Below are 18790 nucleotides of genomic sequence, written 5' to 3'. Positions count from 1 at the left end.
TGCGGGTGACGGTTACGATGACCACATGCCCTCAGATTCCACAGCGCTGCGTGATCTCGCCCAGGACCTCGGTGTCAGCACGGAGTACTGGGGATGGGACGGCACCCGCAAGGACGTGTCCGACTCCACCCTGCATGCGATCCTCGCGGCGCTCGGCGCCGAGGCATCCGATGCGGCCGACGTCGCCCGGCTCCGCGCCGAGCGCGATCGCGAGCGCTGGGCCCGCACCCTCCCGGCGGTGACCGTGCTGCGCGAGGACCGCGCGACCACGGTGCCGGTCCACGTCGAGCACGGCACCGCCGTCAGCGCGCATCTGCGGCTCGAGGACGGCGAGCGCCGCGACCTCGAGCAGGCCGACGACTTCACGGCCCCGGTCGAGCTCGACGGCACCCTGCGCGGCCGCGCCCGCTTCCACCTGCCCGCGGGCCTCCCGCTCGGCTGGCACCGCCTGGTCGCCGAGACCGCGGGCGGCCCGGTGGAGGCCGACGTGGTGGTCACCCCCGCCCGCCTCACCATCCACGCGCAGTACGCCTCCCGCCGCGCCTTCGGCCTCCAGGCCCAGCTGTACTCCGTGCGCTCGGAGGGCTCCTGGGGCATCGGCGACCTGGCCGACCTGCGCGACCTGGCCGCGATCTCCGGCGCCCGGCACGGCGCGGACTTCCTGCTGGTCAACCCCCTGCACGCCTCCTACCCGATCCCGCCGGTGGAGCCCTCCCCCTACCTGCCGGTCTCGCGGCGCTTCACCAGCGCCCTGTACCTGCGCATCGAGGACGTCCCGGAGTACCGGGGGCTGAGCGAGAAGGCCCGGCGGCGCGTCGAGCGGCTCCGGAAGGACGCCGCGGCCTGGAACCGGCGCACCGACCGGCTCGAGCGCGACGAGGTGCTCGGTGCGAAGCTGGCGGCGCTCGAGGAGCTCTTCGCGGTCCCGCTCACCCCGGGCCGGCGCGCGCTGCTGGACGCCTACCGGGCGCGCGAGGGTCAGGGCCTCGAGGACTTCGCGCTCTGGTCGGCGATCGCGGCGGCCGTGCGCGGCACCCCCGAGGAGTCGCGCCTGCAGGATCTCGACGCGGACGCCGTCGAGCAGGCCCGCCACGACCTCGCCGACCGCATCGAGTTCGAGATCTGGGTGCAGTGGATGCTGGACGAGCAGATGAGCGCGGCGCAGTCCGCGGCCCGCGCCGCGGGGATGCGGATCGGGATCATGCACGACCTCGCCGTCGGCGTCGAGCAGGTCGGGGCGGACGCCTGGGGGCTGCGCGAGGTGCTCGCCAGCGGCGTCGGCGTCGGCGCCCCGGCCGACCAGTACAACCAGCAGGGCCAGAACTGGGACCAGCCGCCGTGGCATCCCGAGCGTCTGCGCGAGGCGTCCTACCGGCCCTGGCGGGACATGCTGCGCACCCTCATGCGCCATGCCGGCGCGCTGCGGGTCGACCACGTGCTGGGACTGTTCCGGCTGTGGTGGATCCCCGAGGGCAACAGCGCGGCCGACGGCGCCTATGTGGGCTACGACCACGAGGCCATGATCGGGATCCTGGCGCTCGAGGCGCAGCGCTCGGGGACCGTGGTGGTGGGCGAGGACCTCGGCACCTTCGAGCCGTGGGTGCGGGACTACCTGGTGGACCGCGGGATCCTCGGCACCTCGATCCTCTGGTTCGAGTACGACGACGAGGGCCGGCCGCTGCCCGCCGAGGACTACCGCACCCTGTGCATGGCCTCGGTGAACACCCATGACCTGCCGCCCACCGCGGGCTACCTGGCGGGCGCCCACGTCACCCTGCGCCATGACCTGGGCCTGCTGGAGCGGCCGCTGGACCAGGAGCAGGCCGCCGACGCCGCCGGCCGCGAGGAGGTGCTCGACGTGCTGCGCCGCGAGGGCCTGCTGGGGAGCGGGGACGATCTCGAGGCGACCGTCATCGCCCTGCACCGCCACCTCGCGCGCACCCCCTCGATGCTGCTGGGGGTCTCGCTCGTGGACTGCGTCGGCGAGAGCCGGATCCAGAACCAGCCGGGCACCGACGAGGAGTACCCGAACTGGCGGATCCCGCTGGCCGACGGCGAGGGGCGCCCGGTGAGCATCGAGGACATCGCCACCGACGCGCGCACCGCGCGCCTGCTGGCGGCCGTCCGGGAGGGCATCAGCCCCCGCTGAGCCCGCTCAGGTCGCCGCGGTGATCTTCAGGCCGCGGTGACCTGCCCCCACGTCGCGCGCTGGTCCAGGAGCTCGCGGGCCGCCTGCTGGGCGCCTGCGAGGCTGTGGTGGGCGCCCCAGCCGCACTGGACCTCGTTCGCCGCGGGCACCTGGTCGGCGGCGATCACATCGCGCAGGGTCGCCTCGAGCACCCTGGCGAAGCCGTCCGGGGTGTGGTCCCCCACCAGCAGCACGTAGAAACCGGTGCGGCAGCCCATCGGCGAGACGTCCAGGACGTCGTCGCTGTGGTTGCGCATGTGCTCGGCCATCAGGTGCTCGAGGGAGTGGACCGTCTCGGAGGCGAGATGGGAGTGGTTCGGCTGGGTGAGGCGCACATCGAACTTGGTCAGCACGTCGCCGCCGGGCAGCTGCTTGCGATCGGCGATGCGGACGTACGGGGCCAGGACGGTGCGGTGGTCGAGGTTGAAGCTCTCGACGTTCATGCGCGGGGCGGGGCTCTGCTCGGTCATGGGGATGCTCCTTCGACGGGTCCGGGGTGGGGGTGTCAGCGGCTCGAGCGCGCGGTGCGGCCGCGGACGACGCCGACGAACTCCTGGCGCAGCGGGTCGTCGCTCGCCCGTGGCCACACCAGGGCGATCCGGGTCGGCTCGGCATCGGCCACCGGCAGGTGCACGGCGTCCTTGCGGTGATGGAGCCGGGCCAGCGACAGCGGCAGGCGGGTGAAGCCGACGCCGGTGGCGACGACGGCCACCCGCTCGGCGGCGTCGTCCGGATGCTGCGCCGGGATCTCGGTCTCGTCGGCGAGGTCCGCCTCGCGGACCTCCTCGTGCAGGCTCAGCACGCTGTCCGTGCTCACCACGATCGCCGGGCGCTCCTCCCAGAGGGCCACCACGTGCAGGTCCGCCGCCTCCACGGGCAGGCGCACGAAGCACATGTCGACCTCGCCGGCCGCGAGCGCGGCGCGCTGGCGCGAGAGCGGGACGGGCGAGAGCTCGAGCCGGGCCTCCCGGCGGCCCGTCCGCCAGCGACGCAGGAAGCGGTCCGGCTCCACTCCGGGGACGAAGCCGACGCGCAGGGTCCGAGATTCCATGGGCCCAGCCTACGGCGCGGGTCGGCGGCGCCGTGACGGCCCGTGCCGCCGGGGCGCTCACCCCTCGCGCTCGGCGCGGGCCAGGACCCGCAGCAGCTCGGCGTTGAAGCGGCTCGGGAGGGTCAGGTTCACCAGGTGGGTGCCGTAGGGGAGCAGCTCGAGCCGTCCCCGCGCCGCGGCCTGCGCGAAGGCGCGCTCCTGGATCCGCAGCTGGTCGAAGCGGCCGTGCAGGAAGGTCACCGGCACCTGGATCCGGCGCAGGTCCGCGAGCAGGTCGAGGGAGGCGACGGCCGCCATCGCCGGCGCGACCACGTCGACCTCCGCCCTTCCGCCCCGCAGGTAGGCGCGGGCGCCGTCCGCCCCGAGCAGGAGTCGGAAGAAGCGCCCGTCGGCGGTGCCGGGGAGCAGATCGGTGAGCCGGATCAGCCGGCCGTACGCCCGCGCGGCGGCCGGGGTGGGCTGGACCGCGCCGCCGCAGACGGTGAGTGAGCCCAGCGGGCGCTCCGCCTCGTCGCCGAGCAGCGCGGCGGCGCGGATCGCGAGCATCCCGCCCAGCGAGCTGCCCACCAGGTGCACCGGCGATCCGGCGGCGGCCGCGCCCACCGCCGCGCGGATCGTCGTGACGGCCTCGATCAGGGTGAAGGGCCGCTCGCGGCGGGAGCCGTGGCCGGGCAGGTCGGGGGTGAGGACCCGGTGGCCGGCGGCGCGCAGCGCGGGCAGCTGGCGGTCCCACTGGCTGTGGGAGGTGCGGGTGCCGTGGACGAGCACCACCGGCCAGGGCTGCGCGTCGGGGCGCCGGGGAGCGGTCACCGGCGCCTCCCCGGAGGACGGCCACGGACGCTGGTCATATCGGAGATCCTAGGTGCGCGGTCCGACCGACCGGTCGCGGTCCGAGCGGTCGACGCGCTCCGCGCCGGCACCGCATGCTCTCCCCGCAACCGCCTGGCCAGCACGTTCGGGTTCGTCCCGCGCCGTCCGCGGGCGCCGGACGAGGCGGCGCGCCGGGCAGCGCCCCGCTCCCCGGCGGCGATTGCGCGGCCGCTCTTCTCATCCGCCCGGGGCGGTGCGAGAGTGGATCGACGCGAGGGGACGGTGGGGAACATGCGCAATGTGGCCGACGCGATCGTCGACCGGGTCCGGGCCTGGGGAGTGCAGCGGATCTTCGGGTACGCCGGGGACGGGGTGGATCCGCTGCTGGGCGCCCTGCACCGCCGGCAGGACGAGGTCGAGCTGGTCACCGCCCGGCACGAGGAGATGGCGGCGTTCATGGCCACCGGCCACGCCAAGTACACCGGCGAGGTGGGGGTCTGCCTCGCCACCCAGGGGCCCGGTGCCGTGCACCTGCTGACCGGGCTGTACGACGCGAAGCTCGACCGGAAGCCGGTGGTCGCGATCGTGGGGCACGTGGTGACCTCCGCCCTCGGCAGCGGCTATCAGCAGGAGGTCGAGCTGCCGACCCTGTTCAAGGACGTCTGCGGCAGCTACGTCGGGGAGCTTCTCACCCCCGAGCAGCTGGACCAGGTGGTGGACGACGCCTTCCGCACGGCACTGGCCACCTCCAGTCCGACCTGCATCATCGTGCCGCACGACGTGCAGCAGGCCGAGGCGCCCGAGCTCGAGCACGCCCATGGCATCGTCCCCAGCGCCCCGGTCATCGCGACCCCGCGCGTGCTGCCCGCCGACGCGGATCTGGACCGTGCCGCCGAGCTCCTCAACGCCGGGCAGAGGGTCGCGCTGCTCGTGGGCCAGGGCTCCCGGCACGCCACCGCCGAGGTCCACGAGATCGCCGAGCTGCTCGGCGCGGGCGTCACCACCTCCCTGCTCGGGAAGCCGTGGGTCGACGAGTCGCTGCCGCTGATGTGCGGGACGATGGGCCACCTCGGCACGACCGCCTCCGCGGACCTGATGGCCCAGTGCGACACGCTGCTGATCATCGGCAGCGACGACCCATGGACCGAGTACTACCCGGCCCCGGGACAGGCGCGGGCGGTGCAGATCGACCTCTTCGCCGCGCAGCTGGGCCGGAAGTACCCCATCGAGGTGGGCCTGGCCGGTGACGCCGCGGAGACCCTGCGGGCGCTGCGGCCGCGGCTGCAGCGCCGCGATCATCCCTGGCGCGGGCGGGTCGAGTCCATGGTCCGGACCTGGCGGGAGCTGCGCGCGGAGCGCTCCGCCGAGGTCACCGACCCGATGAACCCGCAGGCCGTGGTCGCGGGGCTCTCGACGCAGCTGCCGGCCGATGCGCAGGTCGCCGTCGACGTCGGCTCGGTCGTGTACTGGTACGCACGCCACCTCGACCTGCCCGTCGGGGTGCCGGCGCACCTCTCGAGCACCCTCGCCTCGATGGGGTCCGCTCTCCCCTACGGCCTGGCCGCGAAGCTCGCCGCACCCCAGCGACCGGTGGTCGCGCTGTGCGGCGACGGAGCGATGCAGATGAGCGGCAACTCCGAGCTGATCACGGTGGCGCACCGCTGGCGCGACTGGGCTGACCCCCGCTTCGTGGTGCTGGTGCTGAACAACGGCGAGCTCACCGAGGTGACCTGGGAGCAGCGGGAGATGGAGGGCGATCCCCGCTTCCCGGCCTCCCAGGTGGTCCCGCCGTTCCCCTACGCCGACTACGCCCGTCTGCTCGGACTGCAGGCGCTGCGCATCGAGCGGGCCGAGGAGATCGGCCCGGCGTGGGAGCAGGCCTTCACGGCGGACCGCCCCACCCTGATCGAAGCCGTCGTCGATCCGGAGTCCCCGCTGCTGCCCCCGCGGGCGCCCGCGCAGAAGATCGAGAAGATGCTCGACGGCCTCGCGCAGGAGGATTCCGCCGCGACCGCCGAGAAGGTGCAGCGGCACCACGAGCAGGAGACGCGCGACGGCTGATACCCGCCGCCGGCAGGCACCATCCACCCACGAGCACGAGGAGCACCACCATGAGCGAGCAGAACCACCACGCCGACCCGGACCCGCTGCGTCCCTCCCAGGCCGAGGGCGAGGCGGAGGAGAACGACGAGACCTCGACGGACCCCGCCGAGGGCGGGGCCGCGCCGGGCAGCGGCGACGGCGCCGATCCCGACCCCCTGCGCCCCTCGCAGGCGGAGGGCTAGGACCCCGCCGAGGGCGGGGACCCGGCCGACGGGCCAGGTCGCAGTCACGAACGTCCGGTAGAACCGCTCGACCTCCCCCGGGAGGGGCGGCGTACCGTCGGAAGCCACGCAGGTGTCACGGAAGGAGGGCGCGGTTGCGATCCGGCGACGACCGAAGAACCGATCTCTTCCCCACGGCCTGCCAGGTCCGCGGCTGTGAGAAGCCCCCGCAGGAATGGTTCGAGGTCGAGCAGCACAGCTTCGAGGTGTGCCACGCCCACGGGCTGCAGCTGCGCGCCGGCGAGGCCTTCACGACCACGGACGCCGAGATCCTCGCCGGCCTCGACAGCGCCTCCGAGCTCATCAACGTCCGTCGTCTGCGGACGGCGACCGGGACGGTGTTCACGCTCGAGATCGGCCATCACGGGGTGATCGAGGACGAGGTCCCGGTCAAGGTCACCCCGCAGCAGCGGGCGGAGCTCGCCTCGCTGCTGGGCGACCATGACGATCAGGAGGACGGGGCGTAGGCAGCGCTGCCGGACGTGGCGGACGCGCTCGCGCCGCGGTGCGCCGCCACCGGGAGCAGGGTCCGGAACCGCCGCCGGTGGTGCGGCGCACCCGTCCGTCATGGTGCCCGTCCGGTGACATGCCCTGACGCGGCGGCGTCACCGCCGTGCGTCGCCCTCCCGCGGCAACAGCGGGCAAAGCTGCCGCTTCGACCGGGACACGGAATAGCTTCCGGATTGCCGAGCGGATCCCCGTCGGCAGGGCGAGTCGGACAGCACGACTCATCGCGCGGATCCCGCCGCCGGCCCTTGCTCGAACACCGTTGTTCGCGGCCGCCTCCTGCGGCCACCGAGAGGAAGCACGATGACCACCACCCCCACCCCCGGCCGCCAGGCCGGTGAGGGCCCCATCCCCGGATCGCTCCAGACCACCACCGGCACGATCATCGCCACCTCCGCCAACATCGACCCCGGCGTCGCCGTCGTCCCCAGCACGCCCGGCGCCACCCCGGACCCGCAGACCAAGGGCCGCGGCAAGGCGATGGCGGCCATGGGCTTCTCCCAGGCCGTCGACAACTCCGAGGGCGGGCTGATCAACACCTTCTTCCCGCTGATCGCCGTCGCCTTCGGCATCGGTGAGGGCGCGCTCGGCGTGCTGAGCTCGCTCAGCAAGTTCGCCCGCATGATCTTCGGACCGTTCTGGGCCATGATGGCCGACCGGTTCGGCCGCAAGAAGATCCTGATCCTGGTCACCGGCGTCTGGGGCATCTGGACCGTGGCGGCCGGCTTCGCCCCCACCTACACCTGGCTGCTCATCCTCTACGGCATCAGCGTGATCGGCACGGTCGCCTCCGAGCCCATCATCAACGGCCTGCTGCCCGACCTGTTCAAGCAGTCGGAGCGCGGCAAGGCGTACGGCACCATCCGCGCCATCGGCGGCGGCGTCGGCATCCTCATCGGACCGGCCGTCGGCCTCTTCGCCCGCGGCGACGAGCCCGCCCCCGACGCCTGGCGCTACGCGATGTGGACCATGGGCGGGATCTCGATCCTCTCCGGTCTGCTCATCGCGATGTGGGTCAAGGACCCCAAGACCCGCACGGCCGTCGAGGACATGAAGATCGAGGCCGGCCGGTTCAAGCTCTCCGACGCCGCCCGGCTGTTCAAGATCCCCACCGTCTCCCTGATGGCCGGCATGGTCGTGCTGGTCACCAGCCTCGTCCTGCTGGCGTTCTACCCGAACTTCCTGGTCACCGAGCGCGGCATCACCGTCTTCCAGGTCACGATCGTGATGGCCGCCTTCTCCGTCGGCGCGATGTGCTCGGCCTACATCGGCGGGCGACTGGCCGACTTCTTCGTGCACAGGTTCGGCGAGAAGGGCCGCATCATGCTGATGCAGCTCTACCTGGTGACCTTCGCCCTCACGGTCGCCCTGGCCACCCAGATCCCCTACCAGGGCTTCGTCCCCGCGCTGATCGCCACCTTCCTCCTCGGCCTGGTGTTCTCCATCGGCTTCTCCGGCTGCGTGCTGCCGATGGTCTCCAACGTCGTCCCGCGCCAGCTCAACGCCACGTCCTTCGCGCTGCTGTTCTCCCTGATCCAGGGCGGCGTCACCGCGCTCATGACCCTGGGTGTCGGCTTCATCGCCGAGGCCTTCACCAGCCAGACCATGTTCCTCTGGTTCGTCGTCGTCCCCTACCTGCTCAACGCCGCCTACTGGTTCCTCTTCTACCGGGTCTACCCCCGGGACGTGGAGCAGCAGCAGGAGCGCACCGACCTCGTCGAGGCCGGCCGGTTCTGACCTCCGCTCGACGCGCTCCGGATCTGCAGCGGGCGCGAAGAAGGGCCCCTGACCACGGGAATCTTCCTGGTCAGAGGCCCTTCTTGCGGACTTCTTCGGTGGAGCTAGGGGGATTCGAACCCCCGACCTTCTCATTGCGAACGAGACGCGCTACCAACTGCGCCATAGCCCCCTGTCGCAGTGCGACCACGACAGATTAGCACCGCGGGCGCCGTGGTGACGAACCGTCCCGGTCGCCTTGACGAAGGTCACAGCCGGTCGGCGCGCAGAGCCTGCAGCTCCTCGAGCAGGTCGTCGAGCACCTCGAGGCGCTCGGCCCCGGTGCAGGCCGCATATGCCGGCTGCAGGTGGTCGGCGCGGTCCGCGAGAGTGCGGCCGGGCCAGGTGCGCACCGAGCCGCCTGCCCGCCGCAGGATGTGGAAGCCGGCCGCCACGTCCCAGGAGTTGATCGTGCCGAGCGCGGTCGCGTCCGCCCAGCCGGCGGCGACGTAGGCGAGCTCGAGCGCGGCCGTGCCCAGATGCCGCACCGAGGAGACGCCGTCGTCCAGCGCCAGCGCGGCGCGGGCGGCGAAGTCGGGCACCTCCTTGCCGATCCGCTGGCCGGGGAAGCCGGACAGCACCAGGGCGTCGGCGGCGGGACGGGTGGAGCGGGGGCGCAGCGGGCGGCCGTTGAGCATCGCGGGCCCGTCGGCGGCGGTGAAGACCTGGCCGAGGACCGGGGCGTCGATGACCCCGGCGACCATCTCGTCGTCGACGGCGGCGCCGATCGAGACGCAGAACAGCGGCAGCCCGGCGGCGAAGTTGCTGGTGCCGTCGATCGGGTCGACGTAGAAGGTGACCACCGGGGCGTCGGCGCCGACGGCGGGGCCCTCGGCCGGGCGCTCCCCGCCCTCCTCGCCCACGATGCGGCAGGTCGGCAACAGGCGACGCAGCTCGGAGACGATGATCTCCTCGCTCGCGCGATCGTGCTCGGTGACGATGTCGTGGCTGGAGGTCTTGTACTCGCGGGCGAGGTCGTCGCGGTCCAGGGAGCGGAGGTACTCCGCGGCCGCATGCGCCGCGGAGGTCGCGATCTCGAGCAGCTGCGAGGGCGAGGGGACGGGTCGGGACGAGGGGCGGGGCGTGGTGGTGTTCATCGCCGCCAGGCTAGTCCGCCCTGGTCAGCGGCGGGCAACCGGACACTGTGCGGACGACCCCGCCGCCTCCCGGCCCCGCCGCCCCCGGCCCTGCCGCCACCCCTCGGCCGCGCCGCGTCAGGCCCGACGGCGGGCGAGGACCTCGTCGAGGTCGAGGTCCTGCGCGGGGGCGAAGGTCTCGTGGATGGCCTCGAGCTCCTCGACCCGCTCGCTCTCGAGCGGCATCGAGGTGGCCAGCATGCTCCGGCGGTGGGCGGCGTGGCGGGTCGCGAGGTCCTCGACCTCGCCGCGCAGCGCATAGGTCGGGCGCGGCACCGGACGCGGGGTCCATTCCCCGGGCCGGGCGGCCGGCTCGGGGGTGCCGGCGCGCTCCGCGGCGCCCTCGACGGGCGCGCTGGGCGCGGGCACCGCGATCGGCGCCGGGACCGAACCGGCGAGGACCGCGCGCTGGGGAGCGGACTCGCCGGGCCGCGCGGTCTCCGTCTCGGCGCCGCCCTGGCGCGTCCGGGCCGCCGCGCGGGCCAGACGGGCGCGGCGCTCGAGCTCGGCGCGGCGCAGACCCAGCACGTACACGGCCAGCCCGGCCCCACCGATCAGCGGGGTCCAGGCGGGGATCACCTGCGCGATCGCCAGGCCGATCAGGATGCCGGTGGCCACCAGCAGGACGGTGAGCACGCCCCTCAGCAGACGGCGCGAGCGGGCGCGGTCCTCGAGATGGTCGATGCGGGTGCCGGGCACCGCGTCGAAGCGCGGACGGCGGGTGGGATCGGCGGGGCGCAGGAGCAGTCGGTCCTGGGACATGGGCGGGTTCACCTCGGTGGGAGAGCGGCGTGCGTGGACGGCCGCGGAGAGATCCCGCGCCTGGGGCGTCATCTCGGCGTTCTCCGCCGCGCGGGCGCGGCCCATCACGTCACGACGGCTCGCCGTGCGCGGCAGGGCGTACGTCAGCCACAGCAGCAGCAGGAGGCCGAACAGGACGGCCCCGAGATTGATCGATTGCACACCGCCACCTTAGTGACAGCGAGGTGATCCGCCTGGTCACACGCTGGGCGTGTCGGCCCCGAACTCCCTGTGATATCTGCTGAGCACGCCCCGGCCGCCGCCTGCGGCGACCACCTCCTCCACCGTGAGCGCGAAGACCAGGTGGTCCCGCCAGGCGCCGTCGACATGGATGGCGGAGCGGCGCATCCCCTCCGGGCGCAGGTGCAGCTTCTCCACCACCCGCAGACTGGCGGCGTTCTCGGGCCGCACGGTGACCTCGATGCGGTGCATCCCCAGCTCGCCGAAGAGGTGGTCGATCAGCAGTCCCGCCGCGCGCGGCACCACGCCCCGCCCGGCGTGGTCCTGGTCGACCCAGTACCCCAGCACCGCGGAGCGCATCGCCCCGTACTGGAGGGGACCGGCGGTGATCTGCCCGGCGAGGCGCCCCTCGACGGTCATGACCAGGGGCAGATGGGTCCCCGCTCGGGCTTGCTCCTCGTTCCAGCGGCGGATGGTCCGAAACGGCAGCGCCCCGCGGCTGCGCTCCGGGTCCGTGGCGTCCCAGGGGCGAAGCCAGGTCGCATTGCGCTCGCGCAGCCGTTCGAACGCCGCCCGGTCGCGCCGTTGGAGGGGCCGCAGCGTGAGCTCTCCGTCGCGCAGTGTCAGCGGCCACACGTGAACCATCGCGTCATCGTAGACGCCCGCCGGGCGCCGCGAGGGCCGGCGGGCGGCGCTGTGGGAGGCTGGAGGCATGGACACCGAGGCGATGACGTCCCGCAAGCAGGAGCTCCGCCGGCAGCTGCGCGCCCGGCGCACCCGCACCTACCGCGACGAGGCGGGTCAGCGCCGACGCGCCGAGGAGGGTCGGCGTCTGCTCGAGCACGCATCGCCGCTGATCGCGCTGGTGGAGCGGGCCGCCGCCGAGGCACCGGCCCCGCCGCGGGTCGCGGCCTTCCACCCCACCCCCACCGAGGCGGACGTGATGCCGCTCGCGCGCCGGCTCGCCGCGGCGGGCGCGCATCTGGTGTTCCCCGCCGCCGCCGGGCGTCAGCTCGAATGGATCACCTGGGACGGCGTCTCCGAGTTCGTGGACTCCCCCGGACGCGGCTTCGGCAAGGAGCCCACCGGGCAGCGCCTGGGCCCGACGGCCCTCGCGGACGCCCGCCTGGTGCTCGCCCCCGCCGTGGCGGTGGACCGCTCGGCCACCCGGATCGGCCACGGGGCCGGGTACTACGACCGGGCGCTGCGTGCGGTGAGTCAGGACGCCATGGTGGTCGCCGTGATCCACCCCGACGAGCTGCTCGAGGCGGGGTCCCTGCCGCGCGGAGCCCATGACGTGCCGATCCCCCACGTGCTGACCGCCGACGGGATCGTCCGGCTGGTCACGTCCGCGCGGCCCTGAGCCCCCGGCGTCGTAGAATCCCCTGGGCCGCGTCGGCGCGGCCGCCCATCGACCATCCCGGAGGACTCCGCGTGCCCACGTACGTCTACGCCTGCAAGAACTGCGGTCATCGTTTCGAGCAGTACCAGAGCTTCAGCGAGGACTCGCTGACCAGCTGCCCCGAGTGCGCGCAGGAGGCGCTGCGGAAGGTCTTCGACTCGGTGGGCATCGTCTTCAAGGGACCGGGCTTCTACTCCACCGACTCGACCACCTCAGGCGCCTCCACCACCGCGTCCACGAGCTCCTCCGCCGAGTCCGCGAGCACCTCGACGAGCACCCCCGCCACCGCCGCGGGGTCGGGCTCCGCGAGCGCGCAGCCGGCGGCCGCAGCGGCCCCGGCCTCCTGAGCCGGAAGGGCGCCGCGGGAAGGGCCGCGCTCGGGTCCCGGTGACCCGAGCCACCGTTCCTCCCCAGCGCCCCGCCGTCCACCGCGTCCCGCACGAGCGGGCCGCGCCGCCGAGGGGTCCCTACCGTCGGGAGCATGCTGGCCCGACTCCGCACCCATCTGCCCGCGTGGCGCCGTGCCCTGCGCCGGCGCCGCCGCATCCTCGCCGCGCTCGTGCTCCTGGCCGCGCTCGCGGCGCTGCTGCCGTCCCTGCTGCCACCGTCGCTGCGCGGCGGCGAGGTCGTCGTCGCCCGCGCCGATCTGCCCGTCGGCACCGTCCTCGGCGAGGAGCACCTGCGCACGGTCCGGGTCGCCGACGAGCTGATACCGCCGCAGGCGGCCCGCAGCGTGCAGGAGGTCGCCGGTCGCAGCACCGCCCATCCGCTCGCCCGTGGCACCCCGGTCCTGCCCGGCCTGCTCGAGGCCGAGCAGGCGGCCGCGATCCCGCCGGGCTCCGTGCTGATGGCGGTCCCGGTCCCCCGCGTCCTGCTCCCGCATCTCGGTCCCGGAACCCGCATCGAGCTGCTCTCCGCGGACCCGGTCAGCGGCACCGCGCTGCGCGTCCCCGCCACCGTCGTGGAGCTCTCCTCCTCACCCGGGGGTGCCACCGGGACCCTGGCGTCCGGCCCCGAGGGGTCCGCGACGGCGATCATCGCCCTGGACCGCACGCGCTCGGGCGCGGTGGCGCAGGCGCTCGGCAGCGCAGCCCTCACCGTCTCGATCATCGGCTAGAGTCCGGGTAGGTCGCCTGTCGGCCCCTCCCCATCCCGACTTACGAAGGATCGTCCATGAAGGGCTTCAAGGACTTCGTCATGCAGGGCAACGTCATCGACCTCGCCGTCGGTGTCGTCATCGGCAGCGCGTTCACCGCGCTGATCGGCGCCTTCGTCGCCAACCTGATCCAGCCGGTGGTCAACGTCTTCGGCGGCACCAACGTCAACGGCCTCTCCTTCAAGCTCATCGCGGCCAACGAGGCCACGCGGGTGGACATCGGGGCGGTCCTGTCGGCGGTCATCGCCTTCCTGATCACCGCGGCGGTCGTGTACTTCGTGTTCGTGCTGCCGATCTCGCAGGCGCGCCGGCTCGACCGCCGGCGTCGGGGCCTGCCCGAGCAGGACGAGTCCGCCGTCTCCGAGGAGATCGTGCTACTGACCGAGATCCGTGACGCCCTGGCCCAGCGCGGCGGGACCATGCCCTCCGGCGACGCCACGCCTCCGCGGCCCTAAGCCGGGTGAGCGGCGCGGGAGCGCCCGTCCCGCCGATCGACGAGGCCGCGGTGGACGCGGTGATCGCCTGGTTCGCCGAGGCCGGGCGCGACCTGCCCTGGCGGCACCGGGACGCCACCGCCTGGTCGATCCTCGTCTCCGAGGTGATGCTGCAGCAGACCCCGGTGGCCCGGGTGCTGCCGCGCTGGCAGGAGTGGATGGAGCGCTGGCCGGAGCCCGCCGACCTGGCCGACGCCCCCACCTCCGAGGTGCTGCGCCAGTGGGACCGGCTCGGATATCCGCGGCGCGCGCTGCGCCTGCAGGAGTGCGCCCGCGCGATCGTCCGCGAGCACGGCGGGGAGGTGCCGCGCACCGAGGAGGCGCTGCGCTCCCTGCCCGGGATCGGCGAGTACACGGCCGCCGCGGTCAGCGCCTTCGCCCACCACCAGCGCGCGGTGGTGGTGGACACCAACATCCGGCGGGTGCTCGCCCGCGCCGGGCGCGGACTCGCCGCTCCCGACCGCTCCTACAGCGCCGCCGAGCGGGCGCTGGCCGCGCGCAGCCTCCCGCTCGAGCGGGAGCGCTCGGTGGCCTGGAACCAGGCCGTGATGGAGCTCGGGGCGCTCGTGTGCACGGCCCGCGCCCCGCGCTGCGAGCGCTGTCCGCTGGCAGGTGGGGGCTGCGCGTGGTTCGCCGCCGGCCGCCCGGCCGCCGCGGAGGACACCCGTCGGCGTCAGTCCTTCGCGGGCACCGACCGGCAGATGCGCGGGCAGATCATGGCGCTGCTGCGCGACCACGGCGTCGCCGACCAGGAGCAGCTGCTGGCCCTGGACCGCGCCGACGCGGAGCGGGTGCGGCGCTGCGCGCACTCGCTGGTCACCGACGGTCTCGCGGTGCGCGAGGACGCGCTGCTGCGCCTGCCCTGAGCGGGCTCCCGCCGGCGGGGGCGATCAGTCGCCGTGCCCGAGGATCTTCAGCATGCGGGTGTTGCCGAGGGTGTTCGGCTTGACCCGGGCGAGGTCGAGGAACTCGGCGATGCCCTCGTCGGGGGAGCGCAGCAGCTGGCTGTAGACCTCGGGGTCGACGACATCGCTCATCACCTCGAAGCCGTGCCGGGAGAAGAAGTCGACCTCGAAGGTCAGGCAGAACACGCGCTGCAGGCCGAGCTGCGCGGCGCGCTCGAGCAGCGCGGAGAGCATCCGATGGCCGAGGCCCGTTCCGCGCTGGCTCTCGTGGACGGCCAGGGTGCGCACCTCCGCCAGGTCCTCCCACATCACGTGCAGCGCGCCGCAGCCGACCACCTCGCCGTGCTCGTCGACCGCGACCAGGAACTCCTGCACCGCCTCGTAGTAGGAGACCAGGTCCTTGCCGAGCAGGATGCCGGTGCGGGTCATCGGCTCGACCAGGCGATCGATGCCGCGCACGTCGGCCGGCAGGGCGGGTCGGATGGTGACGCTCATGCGATGGGGTCCTCTCACTGAGGGGGCGCGGGCGACGTCGTCGCGCCGGGGACGGCGGCGTCCCGTCCGGCGCCCTGCGCGGCGTCCGCCGCCTCATCCGCGGCGGCCTCGTCCGCGACCTTCCGGCGCTCGGCGCGCCGGTCGAGCCGGCGGTGCACGATCGCGATCAGGCGCTCGACGATCAGGGCCATCACCACCGCGGCCACCAGCGCGACAGTGATCGCCAGCAGGTGGTTGTCCGCGAACCAGGCGCCGGCGACGGCGCCGATCGCGCAGGAGTAGACCGCCCAGACGAAGGTGGACAGCAGCGAGCGGGGCCAGAACTGCCGATGGGGGTAGTCCACGGCGCCCGCGACCAGGTTCACGGCGGTGCGGCCGAAGGGGATGTAGCGCGCGGTCATCAGGAAGACCAGGGCGCGCTTGTCCAGGCCGTGCTCGGCGGCCTCGACCGCCTTGCGGCCCTTGCCCTCGCGCAGGAACCGGAACCGCTCCCAGCCGATCTTCTTGCCCAGCAGATACCCGAGGTTGTCGCCGGTCCAGGCGCCGATCCAGGCGGCCAGACCGATCAGGACGATCGCCGGCCGCCCCGAGGTGGACCAGAGCGAGGAGAGGGTGACGATCGTCGACTCGCTGGGGACCGTCGGGAAGAAGCCGTCGAGCGCCGCGAGCGCGTACACGACGAAGTGGACCCACCAGGCGTCGGCGACCTCGAGGATCCATCCCTCCACCTCACCGGTCAGCGACAGCACCCAGTCGAGGGCATCGCCCATGCGTCATCTCCGTCCAACATCAGCGCGATCTGGGCCGGGCGGACCGGGATCGTCGGGCGCCGGCTGCCGGTCCCGCCCGAGGGCGGGACCGGCACCGGGGTCAGGAGGCGCTGGCCTCCGCGGGATCCTGGTCCGCCGGACCGGCCCCGTCCGCATGGGTGGCGTCCTCGGCGCGGGCCCGGGTCATCGACTCCACGTCGACGACGTCGGAGATCGCCTCGAGCCGACCGTCCTCGCCGCGGCGGGCGAAGGTCAGCTCGCCGAGCAGGCCCTCCCCCTCGGCGTCGACGACGATCTGGTCGCCCACCTGGATCTGACCGAACAGGATCCGCTCCGACAGGGTGTCCTCGATGTCGCGCTGGATCGTGCGACGCAGCGGCCGGGCGCCCAGCACCGGGTCGTAGCCCTTGTCCGCGAGCAGGATCTTCGCCGGCCCGCTGAGCTCGAGCTGCATGTCCTTGTCGGCCAGGCGCTTGCCGAGCTTGGCGATCTCGAGGTCGACGATCCGCACGATCTCGTCCTTCGAGAGCTGCGGGAAGACCACCACGTCGTCGACGCGGTTGAGGAACTCCGGCTTGAAGTGCTGCTTGAGCTCCTCGTGGACCTTCGACTTCATCCGCTCGTAATCGGTGGAGAGGTCGCCGCCCGCGGTGAAGCCCATGGAGACGCCCTTGGCGATGTCCCGGGTGCCGAGGTTGGTGGTCATGATGATGATGGTGTTCTTGAAGTCCACCACCCGACCCTGCGAGTCGGTCAGACGGCCGTCCTCGAGGATCTGCAGCAGCGAGTTGAAGATGTCCACATGGGCCTTCTCCACCTCGTCGAACAGCACCACGCTGAACGGCTTGCGGCGCACCTTCTCGGTGAGCTGGCCGCCCTCGTCGTAGCCGACGTAGCCGGGGGGCGAGCCGAACAGCCGCGAGGCCGTGTGCTTCTCGCCGAACTCCGACATGTCCAGCTGGATCAGGGACTCCTCGTCGCCGAACAGGAACTCCGCGAGCGCCTTGGCCAGCTCGGTCTTGCCGACGCCGGTGGGCCCGGCGAAGATGAACGAGCCGCCGGGACGCTTGGGGTCCTTGAGCCCGGCGCGGGTGCGCCGGATCGCCCGGGACACGGCCTTGATGGCCTCGTTCTGGCCGATGACGCGCTTGTGCAGCTCCTCCTCCATGTGGATGAGGCGCGAGGACTCCTCCTCGGTGAGCTTCACGATGGGGATGCCGGTCGAGGCGGACAGCACCTCGCCGATGACCTCCTCGGTGACCGTGGTCACCGCATCGGACTCCCCGTGCCGCCAGGCCTTCTCCTTCTCGTCGCGCTCGGCCTTGAGCTGCTGCTCCTGGTCGCGCAGGGAGGCGGCGAGCTCGAAGTCCTGCCCGTCGATCGCCTCCTCCTTCTGCTTGCGCGCAGCCTCGATGCGGGCCTCGAACTCCTTGAGCTCGGGCGGCGCGGTGAGGCGGCGGATGCGCAGGCGGGCACCGGCCTCGTCGATCAGGTCGATCGCCTTGTCCGGCAGGAAGCGGTCGTTGACGTACCGGTCGGCCAGGTTCGCGGCGGCCACCAGGGCGGCGTCGGTGATCGTGACCTTGTGGTGGGCCTCGTAGCGGTCGCGCAGCCCCTTGAGGATCTCCACGGTGTGGGCGACCGAGGGCTCGTCGACCTGGATCGGCTGGAAGCGACGCTCGAGCGCCGCGTCCTTCTCGATGTGCTTGCGGTACTCCTCGAGGGTGGTGGCCCCGATGGTCTGCAGCTCACCGCGGGCCAGCATCGGCTTGAGGATGCTGGCGGCGTCGATCGCGCCCTCGGCCGCGCCGGCCCCGACCAGGGTGTGGATCTCGTCGATGAACAGGATGATGTCGCCGCGGGTGCGGATCTCCTTGAGCACCTTCTTCAGGCGCTCCTCGAAGTCACCGCGGTACCGGGAGCCGGCGACCAGGGACCCCAGGTCCAGCGTGTACAGCTGCTTGTCCTTGAGGGTCTCCGGCACGTCACCGGCGACGATGGACTGCGCCAGCCCCTCGACCACGGCGCTCTTGCCGACGCCGGGCTCACCGATCAGCACCGGGTTGTTCTTGGTGCGGCGGCTGAGCACCTGCATCACCCGCTCGGCCTCCATGTCCCGCCCGATGACCGGGTCGAGCTTGCCCTCGCGGGCGGCCTGGGTGAGGTTGCGGCCGAACTGGTCCAGCACCAGCGAACCGGAGGGCTGCCCCTCGGCCGGACCGCCGGCGTTGGCCGGCTCCTTGCCCTGGTAGCCGGAGAGCCGCTCGATGACTTCCTGGCGCACGGCCGACGGCTCGGCCTTGAGGCGGGACAGCACCTTGACGGCCGTGCCCTCGCCCTCGCGCAGCAGGCCCAGCAGGATGTGCTCGGTGCCGATGTAGTTGTGGCCCAGCTGCAGCGCCTCGCGCAGGCTCAGCTCGAGCACCTTCTTCGCACGCGGCGTGAAGGGGATGTGGCCCGAGGGCGTCTGGTTGCCCTCGCCGATGATGTCGCGGACCTGTTCGCGCACCGCGTCGAGGGTCACGCCGAGGGCCTCGAGGGCCTTGGCGCCGACTCCCTCGTTCTCGTGGATCAGGCCGAGCAGGATGTGCTCGGTGCCGATGTAGTTGTGGTTGAGCAGCCGTGCCTCGTCCTGAGCCAGGACGACGACGCGGCGGGCACGATCGGTGAAGCGTTCGAACATGGTCCTCCCCCGTCCGGTGGTGGTGATGGATCGAGACTACGCGGATTCACCGAGGATTCCCCGCGTGTTCGCCGCGGGCGTGACCGGACCCGGCCCGCGCGCGACCGCCCGG

The 18790-nt window shown here is 73.1% G+C and carries 19 protein-coding genes and 1 tRNA gene; 10 read left to right on the top strand and 10 right to left on the bottom strand.

Going from position 1 to position 18790, the window contains the following annotated elements:
- Positions 1 to 25 precede the first annotated feature (25 nt).
- Positions 26 to 2149: a 4-alpha-glucanotransferase gene (gene malQ, locus ACOJUI_RS06645; protein ID WP_422117284.1), complete on the top strand. Its 2124-nt coding sequence runs from the start codon at positions 26 to 28 to the stop codon at positions 2147 to 2149.
- 26 nt (positions 2150 to 2175) lie between these two features.
- Here the strand turns inward: malQ and ACOJUI_RS06640 are convergent, their stop codons facing one another.
- Genes ACOJUI_RS06640 through ACOJUI_RS06630 form a run of 3 tightly spaced genes read right to left on the bottom strand, consistent with a single transcriptional unit; the run spans position 2176 to position 4049 of the window.
- Positions 2176 to 2658 carry an S-ribosylhomocysteine lyase gene (locus ACOJUI_RS06640; protein ID WP_422117283.1) on the bottom strand — a complete coding sequence of 161 codons (483 nt, stop codon included), beginning with the start codon at positions 2656 to 2658 and terminating at the stop codon, positions 2176 to 2178.
- Positions 2659 to 2693: 35 nt separating this feature from the next.
- Positions 2694 to 3239: a LysR substrate-binding domain-containing protein gene (locus ACOJUI_RS06635; RefSeq protein WP_422117282.1), complete on the bottom strand. Its 546-nt coding sequence runs from the start codon at positions 3237 to 3239 to the stop codon at positions 2694 to 2696.
- 57 nt (positions 3240 to 3296) lie between these two features.
- Entirely contained in the window at positions 3297 to 4049 is a 753-nt protein-coding gene (locus tag ACOJUI_RS06630; protein ID WP_422117281.1) for an alpha/beta fold hydrolase, read from the bottom strand.
- A 291-nt stretch (positions 4050 to 4340) separates the two neighbouring features.
- On the opposite strand from ACOJUI_RS06630, the gene ACOJUI_RS06625 reads away from it, so the two are divergent.
- From ACOJUI_RS06625 to ACOJUI_RS06610, 4 genes are all read left to right on the top strand, one after another.
- Complete coding sequence (locus ACOJUI_RS06625; RefSeq protein WP_422117280.1) at positions 4341 to 6110, top strand: thiamine pyrophosphate-requiring protein; 1770 nt, start codon at positions 4341 to 4343, stop codon at positions 6108 to 6110.
- Positions 6111 to 6160: 50 nt separating this feature from the next.
- The gene (locus ACOJUI_RS06620; RefSeq protein ID WP_422117279.1) at positions 6161 to 6334 is read left to right on the top strand and encodes a hypothetical protein; all 174 of its coding nucleotides are present in this window, start codon (positions 6161 to 6163) and stop codon (positions 6332 to 6334) included.
- A gap of 134 nt (positions 6335 to 6468) precedes the next feature.
- The gene (locus ACOJUI_RS06615) at positions 6469 to 6840 is read left to right on the top strand and encodes a hypothetical protein (RefSeq protein WP_422117278.1); all 372 of its coding nucleotides are present in this window, start codon (positions 6469 to 6471) and stop codon (positions 6838 to 6840) included.
- A 343-nt stretch (positions 6841 to 7183) separates the two neighbouring features.
- A complete protein-coding gene (locus ACOJUI_RS06610) occupies positions 7184 to 8617 on the top strand; it encodes an MFS transporter (RefSeq protein ID WP_422117277.1) in 1434 nt (477 codons plus the stop codon).
- A gap of 99 nt (positions 8618 to 8716) precedes the next feature.
- Here the strand turns inward: ACOJUI_RS06610 and ACOJUI_RS06605 are convergent.
- The 4 genes from ACOJUI_RS06605 to ACOJUI_RS06590 form a co-directional block, all read right to left on the bottom strand.
- Positions 8717 to 8789, bottom strand: a tRNA-Ala gene (locus ACOJUI_RS06605).
- A gap of 76 nt (positions 8790 to 8865) precedes the next feature.
- On the bottom strand, positions 8866 to 9753 hold the full coding sequence (locus ACOJUI_RS06600; protein WP_422117276.1) for an inositol monophosphatase family protein: 888 nt from the start codon (positions 9751 to 9753) through the stop codon (positions 8866 to 8868).
- 117 nt (positions 9754 to 9870) lie between these two features.
- Positions 9871 to 10755: a hypothetical protein gene (locus ACOJUI_RS06595; RefSeq protein ID WP_422117275.1), complete on the bottom strand. Its 885-nt coding sequence runs from the start codon at positions 10753 to 10755 to the stop codon at positions 9871 to 9873.
- A gap of 36 nt (positions 10756 to 10791) precedes the next feature.
- A complete protein-coding gene (locus tag ACOJUI_RS06590) occupies positions 10792 to 11418 on the bottom strand; it encodes a GNAT family N-acetyltransferase (protein ID WP_422117274.1) in 627 nt (208 codons plus the stop codon).
- A gap of 67 nt (positions 11419 to 11485) precedes the next feature.
- Here ACOJUI_RS06590 and ACOJUI_RS06585 point away from each other — a divergent pair, with 67 nt between their 5' ends.
- From ACOJUI_RS06585 to ACOJUI_RS06565, 5 genes are all read left to right on the top strand, one after another.
- Entirely contained in the window at positions 11486 to 12136 is a 651-nt protein-coding gene (locus ACOJUI_RS06585; protein ID WP_422117273.1) for a 5-formyltetrahydrofolate cyclo-ligase, read from the top strand.
- A gap of 71 nt (positions 12137 to 12207) precedes the next feature.
- The gene (locus tag ACOJUI_RS06580; RefSeq protein ID WP_422117272.1) at positions 12208 to 12522 is read left to right on the top strand and encodes an FmdB family zinc ribbon protein; all 315 of its coding nucleotides are present in this window, start codon (positions 12208 to 12210) and stop codon (positions 12520 to 12522) included.
- 134 nt (positions 12523 to 12656) lie between these two features.
- On the top strand, positions 12657 to 13292 hold the full coding sequence (locus ACOJUI_RS06575; protein WP_422117271.1) for an SAF domain-containing protein: 636 nt from the start codon (positions 12657 to 12659) through the stop codon (positions 13290 to 13292).
- A gap of 56 nt (positions 13293 to 13348) precedes the next feature.
- Positions 13349 to 13786 carry a large conductance mechanosensitive channel protein MscL gene (gene mscL / locus ACOJUI_RS06570; protein ID WP_422117270.1) on the top strand — a complete coding sequence of 146 codons (438 nt, stop codon included), beginning with the start codon at positions 13349 to 13351 and terminating at the stop codon, positions 13784 to 13786.
- 5 nt (positions 13787 to 13791) lie between these two features.
- A complete protein-coding gene (locus ACOJUI_RS06565) occupies positions 13792 to 14691 on the top strand; it encodes an A/G-specific adenine glycosylase (protein ID WP_422117269.1) in 900 nt (299 codons plus the stop codon).
- Positions 14692 to 14715: 24 nt separating this feature from the next.
- Here ACOJUI_RS06565 and ACOJUI_RS06560 read toward each other — a convergent pair whose 3' ends face one another.
- The 3 genes from ACOJUI_RS06560 to ACOJUI_RS06550 all read right to left on the bottom strand — a co-directional run bounded on the left by ACOJUI_RS06560 (position 14716) and on the right by ACOJUI_RS06550 (position 18678).
- Complete coding sequence (locus tag ACOJUI_RS06560; protein ID WP_422117268.1) at positions 14716 to 15225, bottom strand: amino-acid N-acetyltransferase; 510 nt, start codon at positions 15223 to 15225, stop codon at positions 14716 to 14718.
- A gap of 14 nt (positions 15226 to 15239) precedes the next feature.
- On the bottom strand, positions 15240 to 15995 hold the full coding sequence (locus tag ACOJUI_RS06555; protein WP_422117267.1) for a DedA family protein: 756 nt from the start codon (positions 15993 to 15995) through the stop codon (positions 15240 to 15242).
- Between the two features lie 100 nt (positions 15996 to 16095).
- The gene (locus ACOJUI_RS06550) at positions 16096 to 18678 is read right to left on the bottom strand and encodes an ATP-dependent Clp protease ATP-binding subunit (protein ID WP_422117266.1); all 2583 of its coding nucleotides are present in this window, start codon (positions 18676 to 18678) and stop codon (positions 16096 to 16098) included.
- Positions 18679 to 18790: the final 112 nt, after the last annotated feature.

The sequence above is a fragment of the Brachybacterium sp. UNK5269 genome, assembly GCF_049266655.1.
Classification (GTDB): domain Bacteria; phylum Actinomycetota; class Actinomycetes; order Actinomycetales; family Dermabacteraceae; genus Brachybacterium.
This window is presented reverse-complemented; position numbering and strand designations above follow the sequence as displayed.

Coding starts and splice junctions, on each gene's coding strand:
- ACOJUI_RS06640 (WP_422117283.1), bottom strand. CDS start 2,658: ATGACCGAGCAGAGCCCCGCCCCGCGCATGAACGTCGAGAGCTTCAAC.
- ACOJUI_RS06610 (WP_422117277.1), top strand. CDS start 7,184: ATGACCACCACCCCCACCCCCGGCCGCCAGGCCGGTGAGGGCCCCATC.
- ACOJUI_RS06560 (WP_422117268.1), bottom strand. CDS start 15,225: ATGAGCGTCACCATCCGACCCGCCCTGCCGGCCGACGTGCGCGGCATC.
- ACOJUI_RS06625 (WP_422117280.1), top strand. CDS start 4,341: ATGCGCAATGTGGCCGACGCGATCGTCGACCGGGTCCGGGCCTGGGGA.
- ACOJUI_RS06575 (WP_422117271.1), top strand. CDS start 12,657: ATGCTGGCCCGACTCCGCACCCATCTGCCCGCGTGGCGCCGTGCCCTG.
- ACOJUI_RS06620 (WP_422117279.1), top strand. CDS start 6,161: ATGAGCGAGCAGAACCACCACGCCGACCCGGACCCGCTGCGTCCCTCC.
- ACOJUI_RS06555 (WP_422117267.1), bottom strand. CDS start 15,995: ATGGGCGATGCCCTCGACTGGGTGCTGTCGCTGACCGGTGAGGTGGAG.
- mscL (WP_422117270.1), top strand. CDS start 13,349: ATGAAGGGCTTCAAGGACTTCGTCATGCAGGGCAACGTCATCGACCTC.
- ACOJUI_RS06600 (WP_422117276.1), bottom strand. CDS start 9,753: ATGAACACCACCACGCCCCGCCCCTCGTCCCGACCCGTCCCCTCGCCC.
- ACOJUI_RS06585 (WP_422117273.1), top strand. CDS start 11,486: ATGGACACCGAGGCGATGACGTCCCGCAAGCAGGAGCTCCGCCGGCAG.
- malQ (WP_422117284.1), top strand. CDS start 26: ATGCCCTCAGATTCCACAGCGCTGCGTGATCTCGCCCAGGACCTCGGT.
- ACOJUI_RS06635 (WP_422117282.1), bottom strand. CDS start 3,239: ATGGAATCTCGGACCCTGCGCGTCGGCTTCGTCCCCGGAGTGGAGCCG.
- ACOJUI_RS06550 (WP_422117266.1), bottom strand. CDS start 18,678: ATGTTCGAACGCTTCACCGATCGTGCCCGCCGCGTCGTCGTCCTGGCT.
- ACOJUI_RS06590 (WP_422117274.1), bottom strand. CDS start 11,418: ATGGTTCACGTGTGGCCGCTGACACTGCGCGACGGAGAGCTCACGCTG.